This window comes from Daeguia caeni (assembly GCF_042653845.1).
Taxonomy (GTDB): domain Bacteria; phylum Pseudomonadota; class Alphaproteobacteria; order Rhizobiales; family Rhizobiaceae; genus Brucella; species Brucella caeni.
In genome coordinates this window covers 39,848-63,147 of the sequence record NZ_JBHSEL010000049.1, presented here as the reverse complement: position 1 = coordinate 63,147, position 23,300 = coordinate 39,848, and the positions used below count along the sequence as shown (strand labels likewise).

Genomic DNA, 23,300 nt, shown 5'->3' with positions numbered 1-23,300 from the left:
TGAATGATGGCTGAGAAGAAGGGCAAGACGGTTACGGTCGAGCAGATCGGAAGCCCTATCCGTCGTCCAGCCGACCAGCGTGCAACGCTGATTGGTCTGGGTCTTAACAAATTGCATCGTCGCCGTACCCTGGAAGATACGCCTTCCGTTCGCGGCATGATCAACAAGGTAAAGCATCTCGTCCGCATCGTGGACGAAGCTTGAGACGCAGGGAGATAGAGATATGAAACTCAACGAACTGCGTAACAAGCCAGGTGCCGTCAAGGCTCGCAAGCGCGTCGGCCGTGGTATTGGTTCTGGTACGGGCAAGACTGCCGGTCGTGGTGTTAAGGGTCAGAAGTCCCGTTCGGGCGTTTCGATCAATGGCTTCGAAGGCGGCCAGATGCCAATCTACCGCCGTCTGCCAAAGCGCGGCTTCAACAACATCTTCGCCAAGAGCTTCAATGCTGTATCGCTCGGCCGTATTCAGGCTGCTGTTGATGCCGGCAAGCTCGATGCAAGCGCAGTTGTTAATGTTGAAACGCTCATGGCAGCTGGCGTAATTCGTCGTGCAAAGGATGGAGTACGCATTCTTTCCGATGGCGAACTTAAGGCTAAGCTTTCCTTTGACGTTGCAGGTGCTTCCAAGGCCGCGATCGAAAAGATCGAGAAGGCTGGTGGCAGCATCAAGCTTCCTGAAGCTGCAGCTGAATAAGCTAAAGAACTGAAATAGAAGCGGCGGGCCAGAGCGATTCACGAAAATCCGCAAGGTTTTCGGTCTGAATTGCGATAAAATCTGGTCCGCCGCTTGCACCTTTTTATCAATGCGCATATCTGGGTTGGGTCTTCTTTACTGCGAGAGCGTCACGGACGTTGATTCGTCAGGTCTGAGGACCGAAGACTTTACACCGGAGAAATTTTATGGCGTCGGCTGCTGAACAGCTAGTTTCAAACCTTAATTTTTCTGCTTTCTCCAAGGCAGAGGAGCTGAAGAAGCGCATCTGGTTCACTCTTGGCGCTCTTCTGGTTTACCGATTCGGTACCTATATCCCATTGCCGGGCATCAATCCTGACGCACTTGCGCAGGCTTTCCAGCAGCATAGCCAGGGCGTGCTCGGTCTGTTCAACATGTTTGCCGGTGGCGCTGTCGGGCGTATGGCCATTTTTGCGCTTGGCATCATGCCCTATATCTCCGCCTCCATTATCGTGCAGCTCATGACGTCGGTCGTACCGTCGCTGGAAGCGCTGAAGAAGGAAGGGGAGGCTGGTCGCAAGATCATCAACCAGTATACGCGCTATGGCACGGTGCTTCTGGCCATCGTACAGTCCTATGCGATTGCGGTAGGTCTGCAGTCAGGTAATGGCATCGTCACCAATCCTGGTGCTTTCTTCATTTTCTCCTCGGTTGTCACGCTTGTTGGTGGCACCATGTTCCTGATGTGGCTCGGTGAGCAGATTACGGCACGTGGTATCGGTAATGGTATTTCGCTGATCATCTTCTCCGGTATTGTCGCGAACCTGCCGAGCGCCATTTCCGGCACGTTGGAACTTGGTCGCACGGGGGCGCTTTCGACCGGCGTGATTCTGGGTGTGATTGTTCTGGCTGTCGCGCTGATTGCCTTCATCGTCTTCTTTGAGCGTGCGCAGCGTCGCCTTCTGATCCAGTATCCGAAGCGTCAGATCGGCAACCGCATGTTCCAGGGCGACACGTCGCATCTGCCGTTGAAGCTCAATACTGCCGGTGTCATCCCACCAATCTTTGCATCGTCGCTTCTGTTGCTGCCTGCAACGATTGCCGGCTTTGCCAATGCAAGCGAGTTGCCTGGATGGGCGACGACCATCCTGAATGCGCTGGGCCATGGTCAGCCGCTCTATATGGTTCTCTATGCTGCATTGATGGCATTCTTCTGCTTCTTCTATACGGCCATCGTCTTCAATCCCAAGGACACGGCTGACCAGCTCAAGAAGCATTCCGGCTTTATTCCGGGCATCCGTCCGGGTGAACGGACGGCTGAATATATAGACTATGTATTGACGCGCATCACGGTTGTCGGCGCCCTCTATATTGTGCTTGTCTGTCTTCTGCCGGAATTCCTGATTTCTGCGACGGGCGTGCCGTTCTATCTCGGTGGTACGTCGCTTCTGATCGTTGTCAGTGTCACGCTGGATACGGTCGCGCAAATTCAGGGGCACCTGATCGCCCATCAGTATGAAGGGTTGATCAAGAAGTCCAAACTTAGAGGTGGGAAACGTAATAAATGAGACTGATTCTTCTCGGGCCTCCCGGAGCTGGTAAGGGCACGCAGGCCGGGCTCCTTACCAAGAAGCACGGAATACCGCAGCTTTCGACGGGGGATATGCTGCGCGCGGCTGTTGCGCAGCAAAGCGAAGTTGGCAAGCGGGCGAAGGCCGTCATGGAGGCGGGTCAGCTGGTTTCCGACGAAATCGTAAATCAGATCGTGTCAGAACGCATTGATGCACCGGATTGCGCAAATGGTTTCATTCTTGATGGATACCCGCGTACTGTTCCGCAGGCCCAGGCGTTGAATGAAATGCTTCGCGCCAAAGGTCTCAAGCTGGATGCCGTCATCGAACTCAAGGTCGATGAAAATGCACTGGTCAAGCGGATGGAAAACCGTGTTGCAGAGACGATCGCCAAGGGTGGCCAGGTTCGCGCTGATGACAATCCGGAAGCTTTCCGCAAGCGCCTGATTGAATATCGTGAAAAGACCGCGCCATTGTCGGCCTATTATGCGGGTACGGGCGAACTGCGTGTTGTCAATGGCATGGCGCCGGTTGAGGAAGTAACCGCAGAGATTGAACGCATTCTCATTCCGGCCTGATGGTTGGAAGAAGGAACAGGGCGGGCAGGAAGGAGAAATTTCCTGCCCGCTTCAGCTTTTCCTGAGGCAGATTGCAGATCCGGTTGGGATGGGTAATTGCGCAAGTCGGCAGATTTGGCATTCTCATTCAGGCAGAATGATGTGTTTCAGGGAATGTGAGACCAGATCGATTGCTGGGGAAGTGGCTCTAAAGTTAAAAGAGTTGACTTTTATCGGTGATTCCGTCAAAGACTGCGCCACTTCATGGTTTTGAATGGTCGGTGCTGGCGGAAAATTGCTGAAACCAGTACCGATCATTTTATGCTGTCCGTATTTATGGAGATGCGGATGGGGTTAATTGCAACGAAGGAGAACAGACGTGGCACGTATCGCTGGCGTCAACATCCCGACGAACAAGCGTGTTATCATCGCGCTTCAGTACATCCACGGGATCGGACCAAAATTTGCGCGTGAGATCGTGACGAAGGTCGGTATTGCCGATGATCGTCGTGTAAACCAGCTCACCGACGCTGAAGTGCTTCAGATTCGTGAAGCAATCGATGCTGACTATCAGGTCGAAGGTGACCTGCGTCGTGAAGTGTCGATGAACATCAAGCGCCTGATGGATCTGGGTTGCTATCGCGGTCTGCGTCATCGCCGTTCGCTGCCGGTTCGTGGTCAGCGCACGCACACCAATGCACGTACCCGCAAGGGCCCGGCAAAGGCTATCGCAGGTAAGAAGAAGTAATTCCGACGGAATCCATCGTTCCGTCGAGCCCTTCCGTTCAGGCGGTCGGGTTTGATGCTGGTCCTTGTCAGGGCTGGTGTAGCCGCTGGAATTACGGCGGTGTAGAGATCGAATTGAGAGGACTATCATGGCCAAGGAAGCCACACGCGTTCGTCGTCGCGAGCGTAAAAACATCTCGTCGGGCGTTGCCCACGTTAATTCGACGTTCAACAACACCATGATCACCATTACGGATGCTCAGGGCAATGCGATTGCCTGGTCCTCCGCAGGTGCACAGGGTTTCAAGGGTTCGCGTAAGTCGACCCCGTTTGCCGCTCAGATCGCTGCTGAAGACTGCGCCAAGAAGGCACAGGAACATGGCATGCGCTCCCTCGAAGTCGAGGTATGCGGTCCGGGTTCTGGCCGTGAATCCGCGCTGCGCGCCCTTCAGGCTGCCGGCTTTGTGATCACGTCGATCCGCGATGTTACGCCAATTCCGCACAATGGTTGCCGTCCGCGCAAGAAGCGCCGCGTCTGATCTTCTTTCACATGCTGTATGAGCCCCGGCTTTGCAGGGGCTCCTCTATGGTTTCTTCACTTGATCGTCACGATTGGATGGTGGCGACGGTTGTAAGAGGTAAACAACATGATTCAGAAGAATTGGCAGGAACTGATCAAGCCAAACAAGGTGGAGTTCATCACTCACGGTTCCCGTACGCATGCGACGGTTATCGCTGAGCCGCTTGAACGTGGATTTGGCTTGACGCTCGGCAATGCGCTTCGTCGCGTGCTGCTGTCCTCGCTGCGCGGTGCTGCTGTGACCGCCGTCCAGATCGACGGCGTGCTGCATGAATTCTCGTCTATTCCGGGCGTGCGTGAAGATGTGACGGATATCATCCTGAACATCAAGGAAATCGCCATCCGCATGGAAAGCGAAGGTCCAAAGCGCATGGTTCTTCGCAAGGAAGGCCCAGGCACGGTAACGGCAGGCGATATCCAGACCGTTGGCGATGTCGAGATCCTCAACCCGGATCACGTCATCTGCGAACTGGATGTTGGCGCTGAAATCCGCATGGAATTCACCGTCAACACCGGCAAGGGCTATGTGCCTGCTGACCGTAACCGCGCTGAAGATGCGCCGATCGGCCTTATCCCGGTCGACAGCCTCTATTCGCCGGTTCGTAAGGTATCGTACAAGGTCGAAAACACCCGTGAAGGTCAGGTTCTCGACTATGACAAGCTGACGCTCAACATCGAAACCAATGGTTCGGTGAGCGGTGAGGATGCCGTTGCTTACGCAGCGCGTATTCTTCAGGATCAGCTTTCGATTTTCGTCAACTTCGAAGAACCGCAGAAGGAAGCTCCGCAGGAACAGGTTGCGGAACTGGCCTTCAACCCGGCTCTGCTCAAGAAGGTCGACGAGCTCGAACTGTCGGTACGTTCGGCCAACTGCCTCAAGAACGACAATATCGTCTATATTGGCGACCTGATCCAGAAGACAGAAGCCGAAATGCTGCGGACGCCGAATTTCGGCCGCAAGTCGCTCAACGAGATCAAGGAAGTTCTGGCGTCGATGGGGCTCCATCTCGGTATGGAAATCCCGTCCTGGCCGCCGGAAAATATCGAAGATCTCGCAAAGCGCTACGAAGACCAATATTAAGACCGGAAATTCCGGCTAGAAAGAACTAAAGGAGAAGGCTCATGCGTCACGGTAACGGATACCGTAAGCTGAACCGCACTGCCTCGCACCGCAAGGCGATGTTCGCCAATATGGCTGCTTCGCTCATCGAACACGAGCAGATTGTGACGACGCTTCCAAAGGCTAAGGAAATTCGCCCGATCGTTGAAAAGCTTGTCACGCTCGGCAAGCGCGGCGATCTGCATGCCCGTCGTCAGGCCATCGCGGCAATTCGCGACGCCAAGCTGGTTGCGAAGCTGTTCGACACCCTGGCTACCCGCTATGCAACCCGCAATGGTGGCTACATCCGTATCATGAAGGCCGGTTTCCGCACTGGCGACAACGCTCCTATGGCTGTTGTTGAATTCGTCGAACGTGATGTCGAAGCAAAGGGCAAGGCTGACCGTGCCCGCGCTGAAGCAGCTGCTGCTGAAGCAGAAGCTGCATAAGCGATTTTTCGATTGCCTTAAAAAGGGCTGCGCTTGCGCGGCCCTTTTTGTTTATGACTGCTGTGGAGGTGTCTGAACGCACTGCGGCCATAATAAGGCCAATTATCCTTGTCCGAATAGCAATGTCACCAGAGCATGGATGCGCAAGCGAATCCTGCCTTGCCCTCGCGGCACTGTGTGACTGCCGCGCAATCATGCGCTGAAAGAATATGCCAACAGGAGTGGAGTTTGTTGATGACGTTTCGACAGCTAGGCCTTGCATCCATTACCCTTGCTCTGGTTGCCTTCATGCCGGTTGCTTCACTGGCGCAGGAACCGGTCACGCGGCAAGTGCCTGCAAGCCGTGAAGCCATACAGCAATCCTTTGCGCCTTTGGTCAAGGCGACGGCACCTGCTGTCGTGAATGTCTATGCCGCACGTCAGGTACAGGCGCGCTCGCCTTTCGCTGGCGATCCATTCTTTGAGCAGTTCTTCGGTGGGCAGTTGCGCGGCAGCAGGCCGCGGGTGGAACGCTCGCTTGGCTCCGGCGTCATCGTTGACAAGTCCGGCGTGGTGGTTACCAACAATCACGTCATCAAGGACGCGGATGAAATCAAGGTGGCGCTGTCGGACGGACGCGAATTTTCCAGCAAGATCCTGCTGCGCGATGAAACCAGCGACCTTGCGGTGCTCAAGATCGAGTCCGGAGATACATTTCCGGTGATCGCGCTTGCTGATTCCGACAAGGTTGAGGTAGGCGATCTTGTGCTTGCCATCGGCAATCCATTCGGTGTCGGCCAGACCGTGACAAGCGGCATCGTATCCGCCCAGTCGCGCACGCAGGTTGGCATTTCCGATTTCGATTTCTTCATCCAGACCGATGCTGCGATCAATCCGGGCAATTCCGGCGGAGGCCTGATTGACATGCAGGGCAAGTTGATTGGTATCAACACTGCCATTTATTCACGCTCTGGCGGCTCTGTCGGCATTGGCTTTGCCATTCCGTCCAACATGGTTCGGGCAGTCGTGGCATCGGCGCTCAAGGGCAACAAGAGTTTTGAACGGCCCTATATTGGTGCAACCTTCCAGTCGATCGATTCCGATATTGCCGCAAGCCTTGGCCTGAAAAGCGCCTTTGGCGCGCTTGTGACGGCGGTCGTCAAGGGTGGGCCTGCCGATGTGGCGGGGCTGAAAGTGGGCGATGTCGTGCTGAAGGTGCAGGATGTTCGGGCCGACAATCCGGATGTGCTTGGCTATCGCCTGTCCACCGCCGGCATAGGCGCAACCGTCAACATGGACATCATGCGCAACGGCAAATCGCAGACCATTGCCGTCAAGCTTGCCAGGGAGCCGGAGGTAAAACAGGCGGCCCCCGTACTGATTGATGGCGACAGCCCTTTTGCCGGCGCTTCTGTGGTCGACTTGAACGCAAGAAATGCCAGCAGGCTGCGTCTTCCGCGCGGGACAACGGGCGTTGCCATTGCCGACATCTATCCCGGATCACCCGCGCAACGCATTGGCCTTCGGCCGGGTGACATCATCCGCCGCATCAACAAGGTTGAGATTCGTTCGGTGCAGGCGTTGACCGATATTCTGGATGCTGGCCGTCCTGGCTTGATGTGGCAGCTTGAAATCGAACGCAACGGTGCGCTCATTCGCCAGTTTGTGCGTTAAGCGATGCCATGCTTGCCAAGGGGGCAGGGCGGTTCTATTCACCATGGGTGCGGGCATGTCTGCTGGCGTGATATGTCTGGCAGGAGATGGTGAACCTCTCGGCTTTCAAGGGATTTGAAAGCATTTCAATGATTTCGGGCGACGACAATGAGCGATCTTTTTTCCAGCGCATCTGATCCGAATCTGGATCGCAACCGACCGCTTGCAGATCGTCTGCGTCCGAAACATCTTTCGGAAGTGACAGGGCAGGAGCATCTGACCGGGCCGGAAGGCGTCATCACCCGCATGATTGCCTCTGGCTCGCTCGGCTCAATGATCTTCTGGGGGCCGCCGGGAACCGGCAAGACCACGGTGGCACGCCTGCTTGCCGGTGAGACCGATCTTGCCTTCGAGCAGATCTCTGCCATTTTTTCCGGTGTTTCCGATCTGAAGAAAGTTTTTGATACGGCGCGTGCGCGGCGCATGTCTGGCCGTCAGACCCTGCTTTTCGTTGACGAAATTCATCGTTTCAACCGCGCACAACAGGATTCCTTCCTGCCGGTCATGGAAGACGGCACGATTGTTCTGATCGGGGCGACGACTGAAAATCCTTCATTCGAGCTCAATGCGGCCTTGTTGTCGCGGGCAAGGGTGCTGAGCTTCCATCCACATGATGATGCAAGTGTTGCCACCCTGCTTGCACGCGCCGAGGCGCAGGAAGGGCGCCCGCTGCCCATTGACGAGGAAGCACGCGCAAGCCTGATCCGCATGGCGGATGGCGATGGCCGTGCGGCACTGACGCTTGCCGAGGAAGTCTGGCGTGCTGCTCGTCCGGGTGAAATCTTCAATGTTGCTGCCCTGCAGGAAGTGGTGCAGCGTCGCGCACCCGTCTATGACAAGAGCCAGGATGGGCATTACAATCTGATTTCGGCGCTGCACAAATCGGTGCGGGGCTCTGATCCGGATGCAGCGCTTTATTATCTCTCACGCATGCTCGATGCCGGTGAAGATCCGCTTTATATTGGCCGACGTCTGGTGCGCATGGCGGTGGAGGATATCGGCCTTGCTGATCCACAGGCGCTTGTCATCTGCAATGCGGCCAAGGATGCCTATGAATATCTGGGCTCGCCAGAAGGCGAACTTGCGCTGGCGCAGGCCTGTGTTTACCTGGCCACCGCACCAAAATCCAATGCCATCTATGTCGCCTACAAGGCTGCCATGCGCGCGGCGAAGGAATATGGCTCCCTCCTGCCGCCCAAACATATTCTGAACGCGCCGACCAAGCTGATGAAAGGCGAGGGCTATGGAGAAGGCTATGCCTATGACCATGATCAACCCGATGCCTTTTCCGGTCAGGACTATTTTCCGGAACGCATGGGCCGGCAGCAGTTCTATGCGCCGGTCGAACGCGGTTTTGAACGNTTAACTGTGTAAAGTCGGTATTATATGATTCAATTTATTGTCTATGAGAAATACTGTCAAAATTAACATTTCTTATTAATTACAATAATATCGCACAAAATTCATTCTGGGTTAATTCAAGTGTATTGAGTCGTTGAATTGTTTTTGTGTCTTGATTATAGGCCATTCTGATCATTGTATATTGTTTCATGAATGGCGATTGGGTAATGATGATATTCTTTGATCCAAGGGTGTTTCTTTCATCTGATGAAATTCTTCTGACATTTTTCGATGAACAGCATTTATATAAGGTCTCATATAATTATAAAGAATTATCAGAGCAGCATAAGAGCATAATAAAGACGATACGTCTTGCTGAAGCGACGGGAAAGAAGGTCGGTATTATCGGACAGCTGGTCGATAATCCTGTCTCTGGAAAGAGTATTGATATTTATAATTCTGCAATTGTTGATTAGTTTAATAAATAATTAACGAAGAAATATATGTTTGTTATTGATATGTAAATGAATGTTTAACCATAGAAATATTATTCTTTGTAAATATATCCATATTATTCATGATGCATGAATTCTTCAATAATATGACCTCATTTGTGTCGGTAAAATAAAGGCGTCAGGCCTGCCGTGATATCATTTTCGGCGGGCGTGTATTGATGCTGATTGATTGCGGACAGTGAGGTTGTGATGCTGCGCGTTTTGTGTCTTGTCGCGCTTGTCATTCTTGGAGGCTGTGCAACTGCTCCACGGCAGATCAGCAATGTTTGCGCAGTCTTCAATCAGCGTGACGGCTGGATGGATAATTGGCAGACGGCGGCAGAACGAGCATCGCGTGAATATGGCGTGCCGGTGCCCATCCTCATGGCGACGATTTATACGGAATCCGGTTTCCGTCCCTACGCACGTCCGCCGCGTCAGAAAATCCTCTGGGTCATTCCGTGGAAACGGCCATCCAGCGCCTATGGCTATGCCCAGGCATTGGACGGCACCTGGCAACGCTACCAAAGGGAAACCGGACGCTGGGGGGCTTCACGCACCAGCTTTGCAGATTCTGTTCGCTTCGTTGCTTGGTATCACCATAAGACAGCGATGCGTCACGGTGTGTCCAAGAATGATGCCTATAATCTCTATCTTGCCTATCATTCCGGTCATGATGGCTATGGGCGTGGCACATGGCGCCGTAGTGCCGTGGCAATGAAGGGCGCAAGGCGCATGCAGGAAATCGCAAACCGCTATGCAGCGCAGCTACGCTCATGCCGTGGCTATAATTAGACGCACCCCAAAGCCGCGCCTGCTGCAACGAAATCCTGACGACGACTGCCGAATCGCGGATCGCGCTTTGGCTGCAACTGTGCGTTTTATTGAATCTGAATTGTACATAAGAAAACGCTAAAACAGAAGAACACAAAAGGAACAAATTGTAAGAAGTAAATAAAATCAATATGTTGCAACTATTGCCAAATAAGAACAAAACGGATACAAATAGGCATTGCAAAAGAGCTGGTCGGGCTTCTGCTTGGGCAAGAGGATAGTGTAATATGTCACAAAATTCGTTGCGGCTTGTTGAGGAAAATTCAGTGGACAAGACTAAGGCTCTCGATGCGGCGCTGTCTCAGATTGAACGCGCGTTCGGCAAAGGCTCGATCATGCGTCTCGGACAGAATGATCAGGTGGTCGAAATTGAAACCGTATCGACCGGTTCACTTTCGCTGGATATTGCCCTTGGTGTCGGCGGGCTGCCAAAGGGCCGTATCATCGAAATCTATGGACCGGAAAGCTCTGGTAAAACCACGCTTGCTTTGCACACAATTGCTGAAGCGCAGAAAAAGGGAGGCATCTGCGCATTTGTCGATGCTGAACATGCACTGGATCCGGTCTATGCGCGCAAGCTCGGCGTAGACCTTGAAAATCTGCTGATTTCGCAGCCAGATACGGGTGAGCAGGCGCTGGAAATCACGGATACGCTGGTTCGTTCCGGTGCCATTGATGTTCTTGTGGTCGACTCGGTTGCCGCTCTTACCCCGCGCGCTGAAATTGAAGGTGAAATGGGGGATGCCCTGCCGGGTCTGCAGGCGCGGCTGATGAGCCAGGCTCTGCGCAAGTTGACGGCGTCGATCAACAAGTCAAACTGCATGGTGATCTTCATCAACCAGATCCGCATGAAGATCGGCGTCATGTTTGGCTCCCCGGAAACGACGACGGGTGGCAATGCGCTCAAGTTCTATGCGTCCGTCCGTCTTGATATCCGCCGCATAGGCTCGATCAAGGAGCGCGATGAAGTGGTCGGCAACCAGACCCGTGTGAAGGTTGTCAAGAACAAGCTTGCCCCTCCGTTCAAGCAGGTTGAATTTGACATCATGTATGGCTCCGGCGTCTCCAAGACGGGTGAGTTGATCGATCTGGGTGTCAAGGCCGGCGTCGTGGAAAAATCGGGCGCATGGTTCTCTTATAATTCGCAGCGTCTGGGCCAGGGCCGTGAAAATGCCAAGGCTTATCTGAAGGATAATCCGGAAATTGCACGTGAGATTGAAATGGCGCTGCGTCAGAATGCTGGCCTCATTGCTGAACAACTCCTGGATGATGGCGGTCCGGACGATGTGGCCGATGCTGCCGAAATGTAATTATCCTGAACCGTGTATTGGAAAGTGAAGCAGCAAGCCCCGCCTTTGGCGGGGCTTTGTATTGATAGCTGATCGACTGGGTGAATAAAGGCGTTGGAATGAGATTGTGGAGACAGAAATAAGCGCGGGATTGGGTGAGGGGAGAGCAGTAATTTGAAAAGCCGGGCGCATTGCGCTGGAAGCAGGCATTATGTGTTGTCTTTGGATTGTGTTGCTTTTCTTTCTCTGCGACTGCCCTTTCATGTCCTGTTTCCGGTAGTGAAAATCTGTTGCCAGCATTTTCAAAAAGCGATGAGGCAAGGGCATGCTGAATGTTGCAAAGGCAATACAGAAGCCGGTTAACTCGCTTGACTGCCCGAAATAAGCATGATCTCGCGAGCACTTGTCTGGACAGGAAAGCTGCACCTGTTTAAAAGCACTCGACTGAATAAACATCGCTTTGCAATCCTGACAATTTTGGAAAGCAGGGTTTGGCTTCCGGCTATCCGGACAGGCTGGCAAGGTGGTGGGCAGTAAGAAATCGACGCGGGCTTTTCAGGCATCGCGTCCATTGAGGGCAGTAGAGGCCCAAGGGTGAGTTATGGCTGGCGTCAACGAGATCAGGTCTACATTTCTCGAATATTTCCGTAAAAACGGGCATGAGGTTGTGCCATCGAGCCCGCTGGTTCCGCGCAACGATCCGACCTTGATGTTTACCAATGCGGGAATGGTGCAGTTCAAGAACGTCTTTACAGGTCTTGAAACGCGCCCCTACACCCGCGCCACAACCTCGCAGAAATGCGTTCGCGCCGGCGGCAAGCACAATGACCTTGACAATGTCGGCTATACGGCGCGCCATCACACCTTTTTTGAAATGCTCGGCAACTTCTCTTTCGGCGATTATTTCAAGGAAGAGGCAATCAGCCATGCCTGGACGCTGATCACCAAGGAATTTGGCCTTCCCAAGGACAAGCTGCTTGTCACCGTCTATCATACCGATGACGATGCAGCCAATTACTGGAAGAAGATAGCCGGCTTCAGCGATGACCGCATCATCCGCATCCCGACCAGCGATAATTTCTGGGCGATGGGTGACACCGGCCCATGCGGCCCGTGTTCGGAAATCTTCTATGACCATGGCGATCATATCTGGGGCGGCCCTCCCGGATCTGCTGAAGAAGATGGCGACCGTTTCATTGAAATCTGGAACCTCGTCTTCATGCAGTTCGAACAGGTCACGCCGGATCAGCGCATTGATCTCCCGCGTCCGTCGATCGACACCGGCATGGGGCTTGAACGTATTGCTGCTGTTCTTCAGGGCGTGCATGACAATTATGACATCGACCTGTTCAAGGCGCTCATCCGTGCTTCGGAAGAGGCAACCGGCGTCAAGGCAGAAGGCGAATACCGCGCCAGCCACCGCGTCATTGCCGACCATCTGCGCGCATCAAGCTTCCTGATTGCCGATGGCGTTCTGCCGTCCAATGAAGGCCGCGGCTATGTGCTGCGCCGCATCATGCGCCGCGCCATGCGCCATGCTCAGCTTCTGGGCGCCAGGGAGCCATTGATGTGGCGTCTTCTGCCGGCGCTCATTCGTGAAATGGGCCAGGCCTATCCGGAGCTGGTGCGCGCTGAGGCCCTGATTTCTGAAACACTGAAGCTTGAGGAAACCCGTTTTCGCAAGACGCTGGAACGCGGCCTTGGTCTTCTGTCGGATGCAACCGAAAAGCTGGTTGAAGGCGATCGTCTTGATGGCGAGACTGCATTCAAGCTTTACGATACCTATGGCTTCCCGCTCGACCTGACACAGGATGCACTGCGCCAGCGCGGCATTGCGGTTGATGTCGACGGCTTCAATGCCGCCATGGAACGCCAGAAGGCAGAAGCGCGCGCCAACTGGGCAGGTTCCGGCGAAGCTGCCACCGAAGCCATCTGGTTCAGCGTCAAGGACAAGGTCGGTGCGACCGAATTCCTCGGCTATGAGACAGAAACAGCCGAAGGCGTCATTACCGCTCTGGTGCGTGATGGTGCAGAGGTGCAGTCCGTTTCCGAGGGCGAGAACGTTTCCGTTGTCGTCAACCAGACGCCATTCTATGGCGAATCCGGTGGTCAGCTCGGCGATACCGGCACGATCTCCGGCGAAGGTTTCACCATTGCCGTCAAGGATGTACAGAAAAAGGGTGAAGGCGTTTTTGTCCATATTGGTGAAGTGGTCAAGGGAACGGCAAGGACTGGCGATGCTGTTGAACTGAAGGTCGATGGCGATCGTCGCACGCGCATTCGCTCCAATCACTCGGCAACCCATCTTCTGCATGAAGCCCTGCGCGAAACGCTTGGTACCCATGTTGCGCAGAAGGGGTCGCTCGTGGCACCAGAGCGCCTGCGTTTTGACTTCTCTCACCCAAAGCCGATCACGGCGGAAGAGCTTGCGGCCGTTGAAAACCTCGCCAATGAGATCGTGCTGCAGAATGCACCTGTCACCACCCGCCTGATGGCAGTGGATGACGCCATTGCTGAAGGCGCAATGGCGCTGTTTGGCGAAAAATATGGCGAGGAAGTGCGTGTTGTCTCGATGGGCACGGCCAAGCATGGCCCGAAGGCTGGCAAGCCATATTCGGTTGAGCTTTGCGGTGGCACTCATGTGCGCCAGACTGGTGATATCGGTCTTGTCCGCATCGTTTCGGAGGGTGCGGTTGCTGCCGGTGTACGCCGTATCGAGGCGTTGACGGGTGAGGCAGCCCGCCTTTACCTTGAAGAGCAGGACGAACGCGTCAAGGCGATTGCGGCAGCACTCAAGACCACGCCGGCCGATGCGCTTGACCGCGTCAATGCCCTGCTCGAAGAACGCAAGAAGCTGGAACGCGAACTCACCGAGGCACGCAAGAAGCTCGCGCTCGGCGGTGGTTCGGCCGCGGGCGGCGGCAGCGCCGTCGAGACGGTCAATGGCGTCAATTTCCTTGGCAAGGTCGTCACGGGCGTTTCGCCGCGCGATCTCAAGCCGCTTGCCGATGAAGGCAAGAAGCAGGTTGGCAGCGGTGTTGTTGTCTTTATCGGTGTCGGCGAAGATGGCAAGGCAAGCGCTGTTGCCGGGGTCACCAATGATCTGGTTGACCGATTCAATGCTGTTGATCTGGTGCGTGCGGCCTCGGCTGCGCTGGGTGGTGCAGGCGGAGGCGGACGTCCGGATATGGCACAGGCTGGCGGCCCGGATGGCTCCAGGGCAGAAGCAGCCATCAGTGCCGTCAAGGCCCTGATCGTCTGAGTTTGAGTAACATGATTCAGAAACAAGGCCGGGGAAACCCGGCCTTGTTGTCTTATGACGGCCTTGCTGGCAACAGCGCATCATCAAGCGCATTGGCGCGTTTGAGCGCCGGGCGAAGCAAAAGGCGTTGCCAATAGGCTTCAAAAGCCGCGCTCTGGGGCAGGGTGCCAAAGGTTAGTCCCCAGCCTATATGGGCGCCGACATAGACATCGGCTGCAGTAAAGCGTTCGCCAGCAATATAGGGATGGCGCTGCACGGCCTTTTCAAGTGTTTCGACCATCATCCCGTAATTGCCATAGCCCACGCGCCTTTCATGTTCCTTGGGAATGTCAAGGCCAAGCGCATGATCCGCCATGGCCGCTTCAACCGGGCCTGCGACGAAAAACATCCAGCGGTAGAAATCAGCCAGCTCATCCGGATGGGGCGCAAGCCCGGCCTCCGGGAAAGTATAGGCCATATAGGTACAGATTGCGGCAACCTCCGTCACGATCCTGTTGCCATGCTTGAGCGTCGGCACCTTTCCCATCGGATTGATCGCGCAATAATCCCTGCTTTTCATCGGCGGGCCATAATCCAGAATTTCGGCTCGATAGGGTTGTCCGACTTCCTCCATCATCCAGCGTGCAATGCGTCCTCTGGACATCGGATTGGTGTAAAGAACCAGCTCTTCCATCCGTGCATCCTCCTGCGCAGTCAGGAGAGCATGATGCCGGTTTTTCACTATTTCGGAAACCAAAAAGAAAGCGGCAGGAAAATCCCGCCGCTCCTTGCATTCAGTCGAAGATGGATGCCTGATCAGGCAGCCATTGCCTTCTTCAGGTTCTCATCGACCTTGTCGAGGAAGCCGGTGGTCGAGAGCCAAGGCTGATCCGGGCCGATGAGCAGGGCAAGATCCTTGGTCATGAAGCCGCTTTCAACCGTGTCGATGCAGACCTTTTCCAGCGTTTCAGCGAACTTCTTCAGTTCTGCATTGTCATCGAGCTTGGCGCGATGTGCCAGGCCACGGGTCCAGGCGAAGATCGAAGCGATCGAGTTGGTCGAGGTTTCCTCGCCTTTCTGATGCTGGCGATAGTGGCGGGTAACGGTGCCGTGAGCAGCTTCTGCTTCAACCGTTTTGCCATCAGGCGTCATCAGAACCGAGGTCATCAGGCCGAGCGAACCAAAGCCCTGTGCTACGATATCCGACTGAACGTCGCCGTCATAGTTCTTGCAGGCCCAGACATAGCCGCCAGACCACTTGAGGGCCGAGGCAACCATGTCGTCGATCAGGCGATGTTCATACCACAGCTTGCGTTCTTCAAACTGGGCCTTGAATTCGTTGTCATAGACTTCCTGGAAAATGTCCTTGAAGCGGCCGTCATAGGCCTTGAGGATGGTGTTCTTGGTCGAGAGGTAGACCGGATATCCGCGTTGCAGGCCATAGTTGAACGAAGCGCGTGCGAATTCGCGGATTGATTCATCGAGGTTGTACATGGCCATTGCCACGCCAGCGCCAGGAGCCTGATAGACTTCATGTTCGATGGTTTCGCCATTCTCACTGACGAACTTGATCGACAGCGTGCCTTTGCCCGGGAACTTGAAGTCGGTCGCGCGATACTGGTCACCAAAGGCATGACGACCAACGATGATCGGCTGCGTCCAGCCTGGAACAAGGCGCGGCACGTTCTTGCAGATGATAGGTTCGCGGAAGATAACGCCGCCAAGAATGTTGCGGATGGTGCCGTTTGGCGACTTCCACATCTTCTTGAGGTTGAATTCCTTAACGCGTGCTTCATCAGGGGTGATGGTAGCGCATTTGACGCCGACACCATATTGCTTGATGGCATTGGCAGCATCAATGGTGACCTGATCGTCGGTCGCATCGCGGTTCTGGACCGAAAGATCGTAATACTTCAGGTCGATGTCGAGATAAGGATGAATCAGTTTCTCTTTGATGAACTGCCAGATGATACGAGTCATCTCGTCGCCGTCGAGTTCGACAACCGGATTAGCAACCTTGATTTTTGCCATGGAAGGAGCCTCTTTTTGAATGCGTCGCGCCCCTATAGCATCCACGCGCAAATAGGCAAAGAGCCAGAACCCTATTCTTTCGATTGTTCAAAATTTCTGTGATCAAAAATCGGTTGATATTGGCCGCAAATGCTGAAATCCCGGTGGCAGGGGCATCACACGGCATATGCAATTGTACGCGTGGTAACATTATCTTTGAGATTTCTGGTCAATTGTGTCAGGGAAACGCCACGATTTGATACCACAAGCGGATACTATCATGGCAGGTACAGACAAACAGCGCCCGATCATGGCGGAAGGCCCGGCAATCATTCTGGTCAATCCGCAATTGCCTGAAAATATCGGCATGGTTGCGCGTGCCATGGCGAATTTTGGTCTGGCGGAATTGCGTCTGGTCAATCCGCGTGAGGAGTTTCCAAGTGACAAGGCAAGGGCCGCAGCCAGCAAGGCCGATCATGTGATCGACAATGCCGTGGTTTATGCTGATCTGCCTTCGGCCATTGCCGATCTCAATTTTGTCTATGCCACGACCGCGCGCGAGCGCGATGGCTTCAAACAGGTGCGCAGCGCCGTTGAAGCGGGAGTGGATCTGCGCCAGCGTTTTCAGCGCGGTGAAAAGACCGGCATTCTGTTTGGCCGCGAACGCTTTGGTCTCAGCAATGAGGAAGTGGGCCTGGCCGATGAGCTGGTGACTTTCCCGGTCAATCCGGCTTTTGCCTCGCTCAACATTGCGCAGGCAGTCCTGCTGATGTCTTATGAATGGATGAAATCCGGCCTTGAAACGCAGACGGAAACCGTATTTCGCGGCCCGGAACTGAAGCCGGCACCGAAGGAAGAGCTGCACGGCCTGTTCCGGCATCTGGAAGAGGCGCTGGATGTGCGCGGCTATTTCCGCCCTGAGGCGCGCAAGGAAATCATGGTCAACAATCTGCGTGCCGTCCTGACGCGTGCCGGCTTTGCTTCGGCTGAAATCAAGCTTCTGCGTGGTGTTGTGACTTCGCTTGACGTCTTTACGCCGAAAAAGCCGCGCGGATCCGGCGCACCGGAAGGACGCGCGCGCAAGGCAACGCAAGCCACAGAGGATAAGGCAGAAGAATGATAGACAGGCCCGCCCCAGTAATGTCTGCACCCCTGTCTGCGCGTACAGAGCGGCCAGTGCTGGTGTTTGATAGCGGGATTGGCGGGCTGACGGTTCTGCGCGAGGCACGGGTCCTGATGCCCGACCGTCGTTTTGTCTATATCGCTGACGATGCCGGTTTTCCCTATGGCGGCTGGGAAGAAGACAGACTGCGCGCGCGTATTGTGGATCTGTTCGGCCAGTTCATCGAAACCTATGATCCGGAAATTGCCGTCATTGCCTGCAATACGGCTTCCACGCTGGTGCTGGAGGATCTGCGCAATGCCTATCCCTCCGTGCCGTTTGTCGGCACGGTGCCGGCCATCAAGCCTGCGGCAGAGCGTACCTCGTCGGGACTGGTCTCGGTTCTGGCAACCCCCGGCACGGTAAAGCGCGCCTATACGCGCGATCTTATCCAGTCATTCGCCAGACAATGTCATGTCCGTCTGGTCGGGGCGGATCAGCTGGCGGCTCTTGCCGAAGCACATATTCGCGGCGAGCGCATTGATGAGGCACTTGTCATGGAGCAGATTGCTCCCTGTTTCATTGAGCAGGATGGCAGGCGTACCGATATTGTCGTACTCGCCTGCACGCATTATCCCTTTCTGGTCAATGTCTTCCGCAGGCTTGCCCCCTGGCCGGTCGACTGGCTTGACCCGGCCGAGGCGATTGCACGCCGTACCGTGTCGCTTCTGTCGCCCAAGAAGTGGGCGGAAGATCAGTTGCCACATCATGACGATCTTGCCGTCGTGACATCGAACAAGCCGGATTATGCCATACGCCGCCTGATGCATGGCTTTGGCCTGCATTTTAACTGAATGTCATTCGCATTTTCCGCCGTAATATGTGAACATGTCCTTTCATTGACCTTTCATTGACCTTTCAGGTCCCCATGAGGGAGGTGTGTCATGGACATTATCGAGACGCGCATCAGTTCCATCGCTGGCTTTCAGCTTTATCAGGTGGAATTCATGACTGCAGGCGAAGAGCAAGTCACCGTCAAGGTACGGAATGACAGCAACAGCGAGCTTCCACGCGATGAGGTGATCAGGCGCGCGGCGGTGGCGTTGAGCAGTGCGCTTGGCCATGCCTGCGTCGAATGCGGGCTGGAATCGGATACATTGATCACGCGCCCCAGTGCGCGCCGGGCAGGAGACATGGAAGAACTGGAACGCCAGCTCAATGAAGGTCTGGAAGACAGTTTTCCGGCAAGCGATCCAGTCGCTGCCACCAGTTCGGCCATCCCGGCCTCGGCGGATCCGAAATCCTGAAGACAAGGCCGGGGCAATGCCCCGGCTTGCAGATTCCTTTGAATCAATTTCTACGCATTTTCACAAAAATCATTGATTTTAATAATGATTATGCGTTGCGCAGCTTGCCTTCCATCAGGTCGAGAATGGCGCGTGCGCAATCCAGGACATTGGTTCCGGGGCCAAAGACGGCAGCCACGCCGTGGTCGAACAGGAACTGATAATCCTGCCGCGGAACCACACCACCGCAGACAACAATGATATTTTCAGCGCCTTTCTTCTTCAGCTCTTCCACCAGTTGCGGCAGCAGGGTCTTGTGACCGGCGGCAAGCGACGACACGCCAACGACATGCACCTTGGCCTTGATTGCCATATCGGCGGCTTCTTCCGGTGTCTGGAACAATGGGCCGGCGAGAACCTCAAAGCCAATATCACCGAAAGCAGAGGCGATGATCTTGGCGCCGCGATCATGGCCATCCTGACCAAGCTTGGCGATCATAACCTTTGGCCTTTCGCCAATCTGTTTAGCAAAGTCCTGCAGACGGGAAACCATTGTCTGATATTCCGGCTCGTTCTGATAGGCCTTGCCATAGACCTGTTTGACCACCTGCGGTACGGCGGCATGGTCGCCAAAGGCGCGGCGCATGGCATCGGAAATTTCACCCACTGTTGCGCGCGCGCGCGAGGCTTCGACGGCCGCCGCCAGCAGATTGCCTTCGCCCGACCGCGCCACTTTTTCAAGCTCGGCCAGTGTGGCCTGAACCTTGGCATTGTCACGCGTCTGCTTGATGCGGGCGAGGCGGGCGATCTGCGCCTTGCGCACGGCGGTGTTGTCGATTTCCAGAATGTCGATCTCGTCTTCCTGTTCCAGGCGGAACTTGTTGACGCCGACAATCACTTCCTCGCCCTTGTCGATTGCTGCCTGACGCCTGGTTGCGGCCTCTTCGATCAGACGTTTCGGCAGACCGCTTTCAACCGCCTTGGTCATGCCGCCCATGGCCTCCACCTCTTCGATCAGTGCCCAGGCTTTTTCAGCCAGTTCATTGGTGAGGCTTTCGACATAATAGGATCCGGCGAGTGGGTCGACAATCTTGGTGATGCCGGTTTCATTCTGCAGGATAAGCTGGGTGTTGCGGGCAATGCGGGCCGAAAATTCGGTTGGCAAGGCAATGGCTTCGTCAAAGGAATTGGTGTGCAGCGATTGCGTGCCGCCAAGGGCTGCCGACATGGCTTCAAAGGCGGTGCGCACCACATTGTTATAGGGATCCTGCTCCTGCAAGGACACGCCAGAGGTTTGGCAATGGGTACGTAGCATCAGTGAGCCCGGCTTCTGCGGGTTGAATTCCTTCATGATGCGTGCCCACAACAGGCGCGCTGCGCGCAGCTTGGCGATTTCCATGAAGAAATTCATGCCAATGGCAAAGAAGAAGGACAGCCGCCCGGCAAAATCATCGACATTCAGGCCTTTCTTGAGCGCCGCGCGCACATATTCGCGCCCATCGGCCAGCGTAAAGGCCAGTTCCTGCACCAGCGTGGCCCCCGCTTCCTGCATGTGATAACCGGAGATCGAGATCGAATTGAACTTCGGCATTTCGGCAGCCGTATAGGCGATGATGTCCGCAATGATCCGCATGGATGGTTCCGGCGGATAGATATAGGTGTTGCGGACCATGAACTCTTTCAGAATGTCATTCTGAATCGTGCCGGAAAGCTGAGCGCGCGGCACGCCCTGTTCCTCACCGGCGACAATGAAATTGGCAAGGATCGGGATCACCGCGCCATTCATGGTCATGGAGACGGAGACTTTTTCCAGCGGAATGCCGTCGAAGAGGATTTTCATGTCCTCAACCGAGTCAATCGCCACGCCAGCCTTGCCGACATCGCCCACCACGCGCGGATGGTCGCTGTCATAGCCGCGATGTGTAGCAAGATCGAAGGCGACAGAAATACCCTGCTGACCGGCGGCAAGCGCCTTGCGGTAGAAGGCATTGGATTCCTCGGCCGTCGAGAAACCGGCATATTGGCGGATTGTCCACGGGCGACCGGCATACATGGTCGCACGCGGGCCGCGCACAAAGGGTTCGAAGCCCGGAAGTGCATCCAGATGCTCAATGCCCTTGAGATCGTCTGCCGTATAAAGCGGCTTCACGTCGATGCCTTCAGCCGTGTGCCAGATCAGGCTGTCGACCGGCTTCTTCAATTCCTTTTCGGCCAACGCTTCCCAGTCTGCACGGGTTTTCTTGGTCATTGGCTCAATCTCCATCCCACGCCACAATAATTGAACAAGGCTGTTCCGGCACGCGGAAACCTCCGCTTGCCGGATGATCTTTGAAGCCTGATCACTCGAATTCCATGATCAGTTCGTCGACTGCAAGGCTGGCGCCAGCTTCGGCAGCAATGCGTTTGACGATCGCACGGCGTTCTGCTCGCAGCACATTTTCCATCTTCATGGCTTCGACGGTTGCCAGCGGCTGGCCGGATTCAACTGTATCGCCTTCCTTGACCAGAATGGAGGTGACAACGCCCGGCATCGGGCAGAGCAGCATTTTCGACGTATCTGGCGGCAGTTTGACCGGCATCAGCCTGGCAAGCTCGGCCACGCGTGGCTTGCGCACATGCGCGGTTACATCCATGCCGCGCCAGCGCAGACGCCAGCCCGAACCCGAACGCGAAACCTTCACCGCAATTGCCTTGCCCGCAATGGTGAACTGGCCAAGCTGCTTGCCCGGATGCCAGTCGCTGGCAACCGGCAGAATGCTGCCATCGGCAAAGCTGATCGTCGTGCCGCCTTCGCCTTTGGTAATGCGCACCGGCAGGGTATGGCCAGCCAGCGTCACAACACGTTCGGCGCTTGCCGTATGGGTGGCAGGCGACAATCTGCCGGAGATCTGTGCGTCACGGGCTTCGGTAACCTGATTGATTTCGGCGGCAACGGCAGCAAGCGTGCGCGCAGCCTCGTCCGAAACCGCAACGCCGGCAAATCCATCCGGATATTCTTCCGCGATGAAGGCCGTGGTTAGCGCACCGGCGCGGAAACGCGGATGATCCATCACCGCCGACAGGAAGGGCAGGTTATGGCCGATGCCTTCGACTTCAAATGCATCCAGAGCATCCGCCATGGCGGCAATCGCGCTGGCGCGGTCCGGGCCCCATGTGCAAAGCTTTGCAATCATCGGGTCATAATACATCGAGATTTCGCCGCCCTCGAACACGCCGGTATCGTTGCGGATGATGCTGCCGTCATCGCGGCGGCCTTCGACCGGCGGACGGTAGTGCGTCAGACGGCCAATCGATGGAAGGAAGTTGCGATACGGATCTTCCGCATAAAGGCGGCTTTCAATCGCCCAGCCATTGAGCTTCACATCGGCCTGCGCAATGCGCAGCCTTTCGCCCGCGGCAACCCGGATCATTTCCTCGACCAGATCAACGCCGGTGATGAGTTCCGTCACGGGATGCTCCACCTGCAGGCGGGTGTTCATTTCAAGGAAATAGAAATTGCGATCGCCATCGACGATGAATTCAACCGTGCCAGCGGAATAATAGCCAACAGCCTTGGCAAGGGCGACAGCCTGTTCGCCCATGGCCCTGCGGGTTGCCTCGTCAAGGAATGGCGACGGCGCTTCCTCAATGACCTTCTGGTTGCGGCGCTGGATCGAGCATTCGCGCTCGCCAAGATAGATGACATTGCCGTGCTGGTCGCCGAGAACCTGAATTTCGATATGGCGCGGCTGGGTGACGAATTTTTCGATGAAGATGCGGTCGTCACCGAATGAGCTTTTGGCTTCATTGCGTGACAGCTGGAAGCCTTCGCGCGCTTCTTCATCGTTCCAGGCAATGCGCATGCCCTTGCCACCGCCGCCGGCAGACGCCTTGATCATCACCGGATAACCGATCGAGCTTGCGATTCGGACTGCCTCATCGGCATCCTCGATCAGCCCCATATGGCCCGGAACTGTCGAAACACCGGCCTCTGCGGCCAGCTTCTTGGAGGTAATCTTGTCGCCCATCGCGTCGATCGCATTGACCGGCGGGCCGATGAAAGTGACATTGGCGGCCTTCAGCGCTTCGGCAAAGCGTGGGTTCTCCGACAGAAAGCCATAGCCCGGATGAACCGCATCGGCACCCGTCCGCTTAATGGCATCGAGGATCTTTTCGATGACAATATAGGACTGGTTGGACGGGGCAGGGCCGATATGGACTGCTTCGTCAGCCATTTTGACATGCAGCGCATTGCGGTCGGCGTCGGAATAGACGGCGACGGTGGCAATGCCCATTTTCCTTGCCGTCTTGATAACCCGGCAGGCGATTTCGCCGCGATTGGCAATAAGGATTTTCTTGATCATGTGCTTGTCTCAA

General features: G+C 55.4%; 23 protein-coding genes. 17 read left to right on the top strand and 6 right to left on the bottom strand.

What is annotated here, in order from left to right:
• The first annotated feature begins 6 nt into the window (after positions 1 to 6).
• From rpmD to ACFO1V_RS06930, 4 genes are all read left to right on the top strand, one after another.
• Positions 7 to 204, top strand: coding sequence for a 50S ribosomal protein L30 (gene rpmD, locus ACFO1V_RS06945; RefSeq protein WP_374830391.1), 198 nt, complete (start codon positions 7 to 9; stop codon positions 202 to 204).
• A gap of 19 nt (positions 205 to 223) precedes the next feature.
• Positions 224 to 694 carry a 50S ribosomal protein L15 gene (gene rplO / locus ACFO1V_RS06940; protein ID WP_374830389.1) on the top strand — a complete coding sequence of 157 codons (471 nt, stop codon included), beginning with the start codon at positions 224 to 226 and terminating at the stop codon, positions 692 to 694.
• Positions 695 to 900: 206 nt separating this feature from the next.
• Positions 901 to 2,241 carry a preprotein translocase subunit SecY gene (gene secY / locus ACFO1V_RS06935; RefSeq protein ID WP_374830387.1) on the top strand — a complete coding sequence of 447 codons (1,341 nt, stop codon included), beginning with the start codon at positions 901 to 903 and terminating at the stop codon, positions 2,239 to 2,241.
• Entirely contained in the window at positions 2,238 to 2,822 is a 585-nt protein-coding gene (locus ACFO1V_RS06930; protein WP_374830385.1) for an adenylate kinase, read from the top strand. Before secY ends, ACFO1V_RS06930 begins: the two co-directional genes overlap by 4 nt.
• A gap of 123 nt (positions 2,823 to 2,945) precedes the next feature.
• Here the strand turns inward: ACFO1V_RS06930 and ACFO1V_RS06925 are convergent, their stop codons facing one another.
• Positions 2,946 to 3,119 carry a hypothetical protein gene (locus tag ACFO1V_RS06925; RefSeq protein ID WP_374830383.1) on the bottom strand — a complete coding sequence of 58 codons (174 nt, stop codon included), beginning with the start codon at positions 3,117 to 3,119 and terminating at the stop codon, positions 2,946 to 2,948.
• A gap of 61 nt (positions 3,120 to 3,180) precedes the next feature.
• Here ACFO1V_RS06925 and rpsM point away from each other — a divergent pair, with 61 nt between their 5' ends.
• The 9 genes from rpsM to recA all read left to right on the top strand — a co-directional run bounded on the left by rpsM (position 3,181) and on the right by recA (position 11,326).
• On the top strand, positions 3,181 to 3,549 hold the full coding sequence (gene rpsM, locus ACFO1V_RS06920) for a 30S ribosomal protein S13 (RefSeq protein ID WP_119042019.1): 369 nt from the start codon (positions 3,181 to 3,183) through the stop codon (positions 3,547 to 3,549).
• A 127-nt stretch (positions 3,550 to 3,676) separates the two neighbouring features.
• Positions 3,677 to 4,066, top strand: coding sequence for a 30S ribosomal protein S11 (rpsK, locus tag ACFO1V_RS06915; protein ID WP_002964339.1), 390 nt, complete (start codon positions 3,677 to 3,679; stop codon positions 4,064 to 4,066).
• A 108-nt stretch (positions 4,067 to 4,174) separates the two neighbouring features.
• Entirely contained in the window at positions 4,175 to 5,188 is a 1,014-nt protein-coding gene (locus ACFO1V_RS06910; protein WP_374830381.1) for a DNA-directed RNA polymerase subunit alpha, read from the top strand.
• Between the two features lie 41 nt (positions 5,189 to 5,229).
• Positions 5,230 to 5,655: a 50S ribosomal protein L17 gene (gene rplQ, locus ACFO1V_RS06905; RefSeq protein ID WP_374830379.1), complete on the top strand. Its 426-nt coding sequence runs from the start codon at positions 5,230 to 5,232 to the stop codon at positions 5,653 to 5,655.
• Positions 5,656 to 5,889: 234 nt separating this feature from the next.
• Positions 5,890 to 7,308: a DegQ family serine endoprotease gene (locus tag ACFO1V_RS06900; RefSeq protein ID WP_374830377.1), complete on the top strand. Its 1,419-nt coding sequence runs from the start codon at positions 5,890 to 5,892 to the stop codon at positions 7,306 to 7,308.
• A gap of 147 nt (positions 7,309 to 7,455) precedes the next feature.
• Positions 7,456 to 8,721, top strand: a complete 1,266-nt coding sequence (locus tag ACFO1V_RS06895; RefSeq protein WP_380075072.1) for a replication-associated recombination protein A — start codon at positions 7,456 to 7,458, stop codon at positions 8,719 to 8,721.
• 176 nt (positions 8,722 to 8,897) lie between these two features.
• Entirely contained in the window at positions 8,898 to 9,164 is a 267-nt protein-coding gene (locus ACFO1V_RS06890) for a hypothetical protein (protein WP_374830373.1), read from the top strand.
• A gap of 228 nt (positions 9,165 to 9,392) precedes the next feature.
• The gene (locus ACFO1V_RS06885) at positions 9,393 to 9,977 is read left to right on the top strand and encodes a transglycosylase SLT domain-containing protein (RefSeq protein WP_374830372.1); all 585 of its coding nucleotides are present in this window, start codon (positions 9,393 to 9,395) and stop codon (positions 9,975 to 9,977) included.
• A gap of 266 nt (positions 9,978 to 10,243) precedes the next feature.
• A complete protein-coding gene (gene recA / locus ACFO1V_RS06880) occupies positions 10,244 to 11,326 on the top strand; it encodes a recombinase RecA (RefSeq protein WP_374830370.1) in 1,083 nt (360 codons plus the stop codon).
• Here recA and ACFO1V_RS06875 read toward each other — a convergent pair whose 3' ends face one another.
• Positions 11,327 to 11,761 (bottom strand): hypothetical protein, encoded by a 435-nt coding sequence (locus tag ACFO1V_RS06875; protein ID WP_374830368.1) that lies wholly within the window; start codon positions 11,759 to 11,761, stop codon positions 11,327 to 11,329.
• A 145-nt stretch (positions 11,762 to 11,906) separates the two neighbouring features.
• On the opposite strand from ACFO1V_RS06875, the gene alaS reads away from it, so the two are divergent.
• Entirely contained in the window at positions 11,907 to 14,567 is a 2,661-nt protein-coding gene (alaS, locus tag ACFO1V_RS06870) for an alanine--tRNA ligase (protein ID WP_374830366.1), read from the top strand.
• Positions 14,568 to 14,619: 52 nt separating this feature from the next.
• On the opposite strand, the gene ACFO1V_RS06865 is transcribed toward alaS, so the two are convergent.
• Positions 14,620 to 15,240, bottom strand: a complete 621-nt coding sequence (locus ACFO1V_RS06865; RefSeq protein WP_374830364.1) for a glutathione S-transferase family protein — start codon at positions 15,238 to 15,240, stop codon at positions 14,620 to 14,622.
• A 122-nt stretch (positions 15,241 to 15,362) separates the two neighbouring features.
• Positions 15,363 to 16,577: an NADP-dependent isocitrate dehydrogenase gene (locus ACFO1V_RS06860; protein WP_374830362.1), complete on the bottom strand. Its 1,215-nt coding sequence runs from the start codon at positions 16,575 to 16,577 to the stop codon at positions 15,363 to 15,365.
• A gap of 259 nt (positions 16,578 to 16,836) precedes the next feature.
• Here ACFO1V_RS06860 and ACFO1V_RS06855 point away from each other — a divergent pair, with 259 nt between their 5' ends.
• The 3 genes from ACFO1V_RS06855 (at position 16,837) to ACFO1V_RS06845 (ending at position 18,965) form a co-directional block, all read left to right on the top strand.
• Positions 16,837 to 17,676, top strand: coding sequence for an RNA methyltransferase (locus ACFO1V_RS06855; RefSeq protein WP_374830360.1), 840 nt, complete (start codon positions 16,837 to 16,839; stop codon positions 17,674 to 17,676).
• Between the two features lie 20 nt (positions 17,677 to 17,696).
• Positions 17,697 to 18,512 (top strand): glutamate racemase, encoded by an 816-nt coding sequence (gene murI, locus ACFO1V_RS06850; RefSeq protein WP_374830358.1) that lies wholly within the window; start codon positions 17,697 to 17,699, stop codon positions 18,510 to 18,512.
• Between the two features lie 90 nt (positions 18,513 to 18,602).
• On the top strand, positions 18,603 to 18,965 hold the full coding sequence (locus tag ACFO1V_RS06845; protein ID WP_374830356.1) for a hypothetical protein: 363 nt from the start codon (positions 18,603 to 18,605) through the stop codon (positions 18,963 to 18,965).
• Between the two features lie 88 nt (positions 18,966 to 19,053).
• Here the strand turns inward: ACFO1V_RS06845 and scpA are convergent, their stop codons facing one another.
• Entirely contained in the window at positions 19,054 to 21,192 is a 2,139-nt protein-coding gene (gene scpA, locus ACFO1V_RS06840) for a methylmalonyl-CoA mutase (RefSeq protein WP_374830354.1), read from the bottom strand.
• Positions 21,193 to 21,283: 91 nt separating this feature from the next.
• Positions 21,284 to 23,287: an acetyl-CoA carboxylase biotin carboxylase subunit gene (locus ACFO1V_RS06835; RefSeq protein ID WP_374830352.1), complete on the bottom strand. Its 2,004-nt coding sequence runs from the start codon at positions 23,285 to 23,287 to the stop codon at positions 21,284 to 21,286.
• Between the last annotated feature and the right edge of the window lie 13 nt (positions 23,288 to 23,300).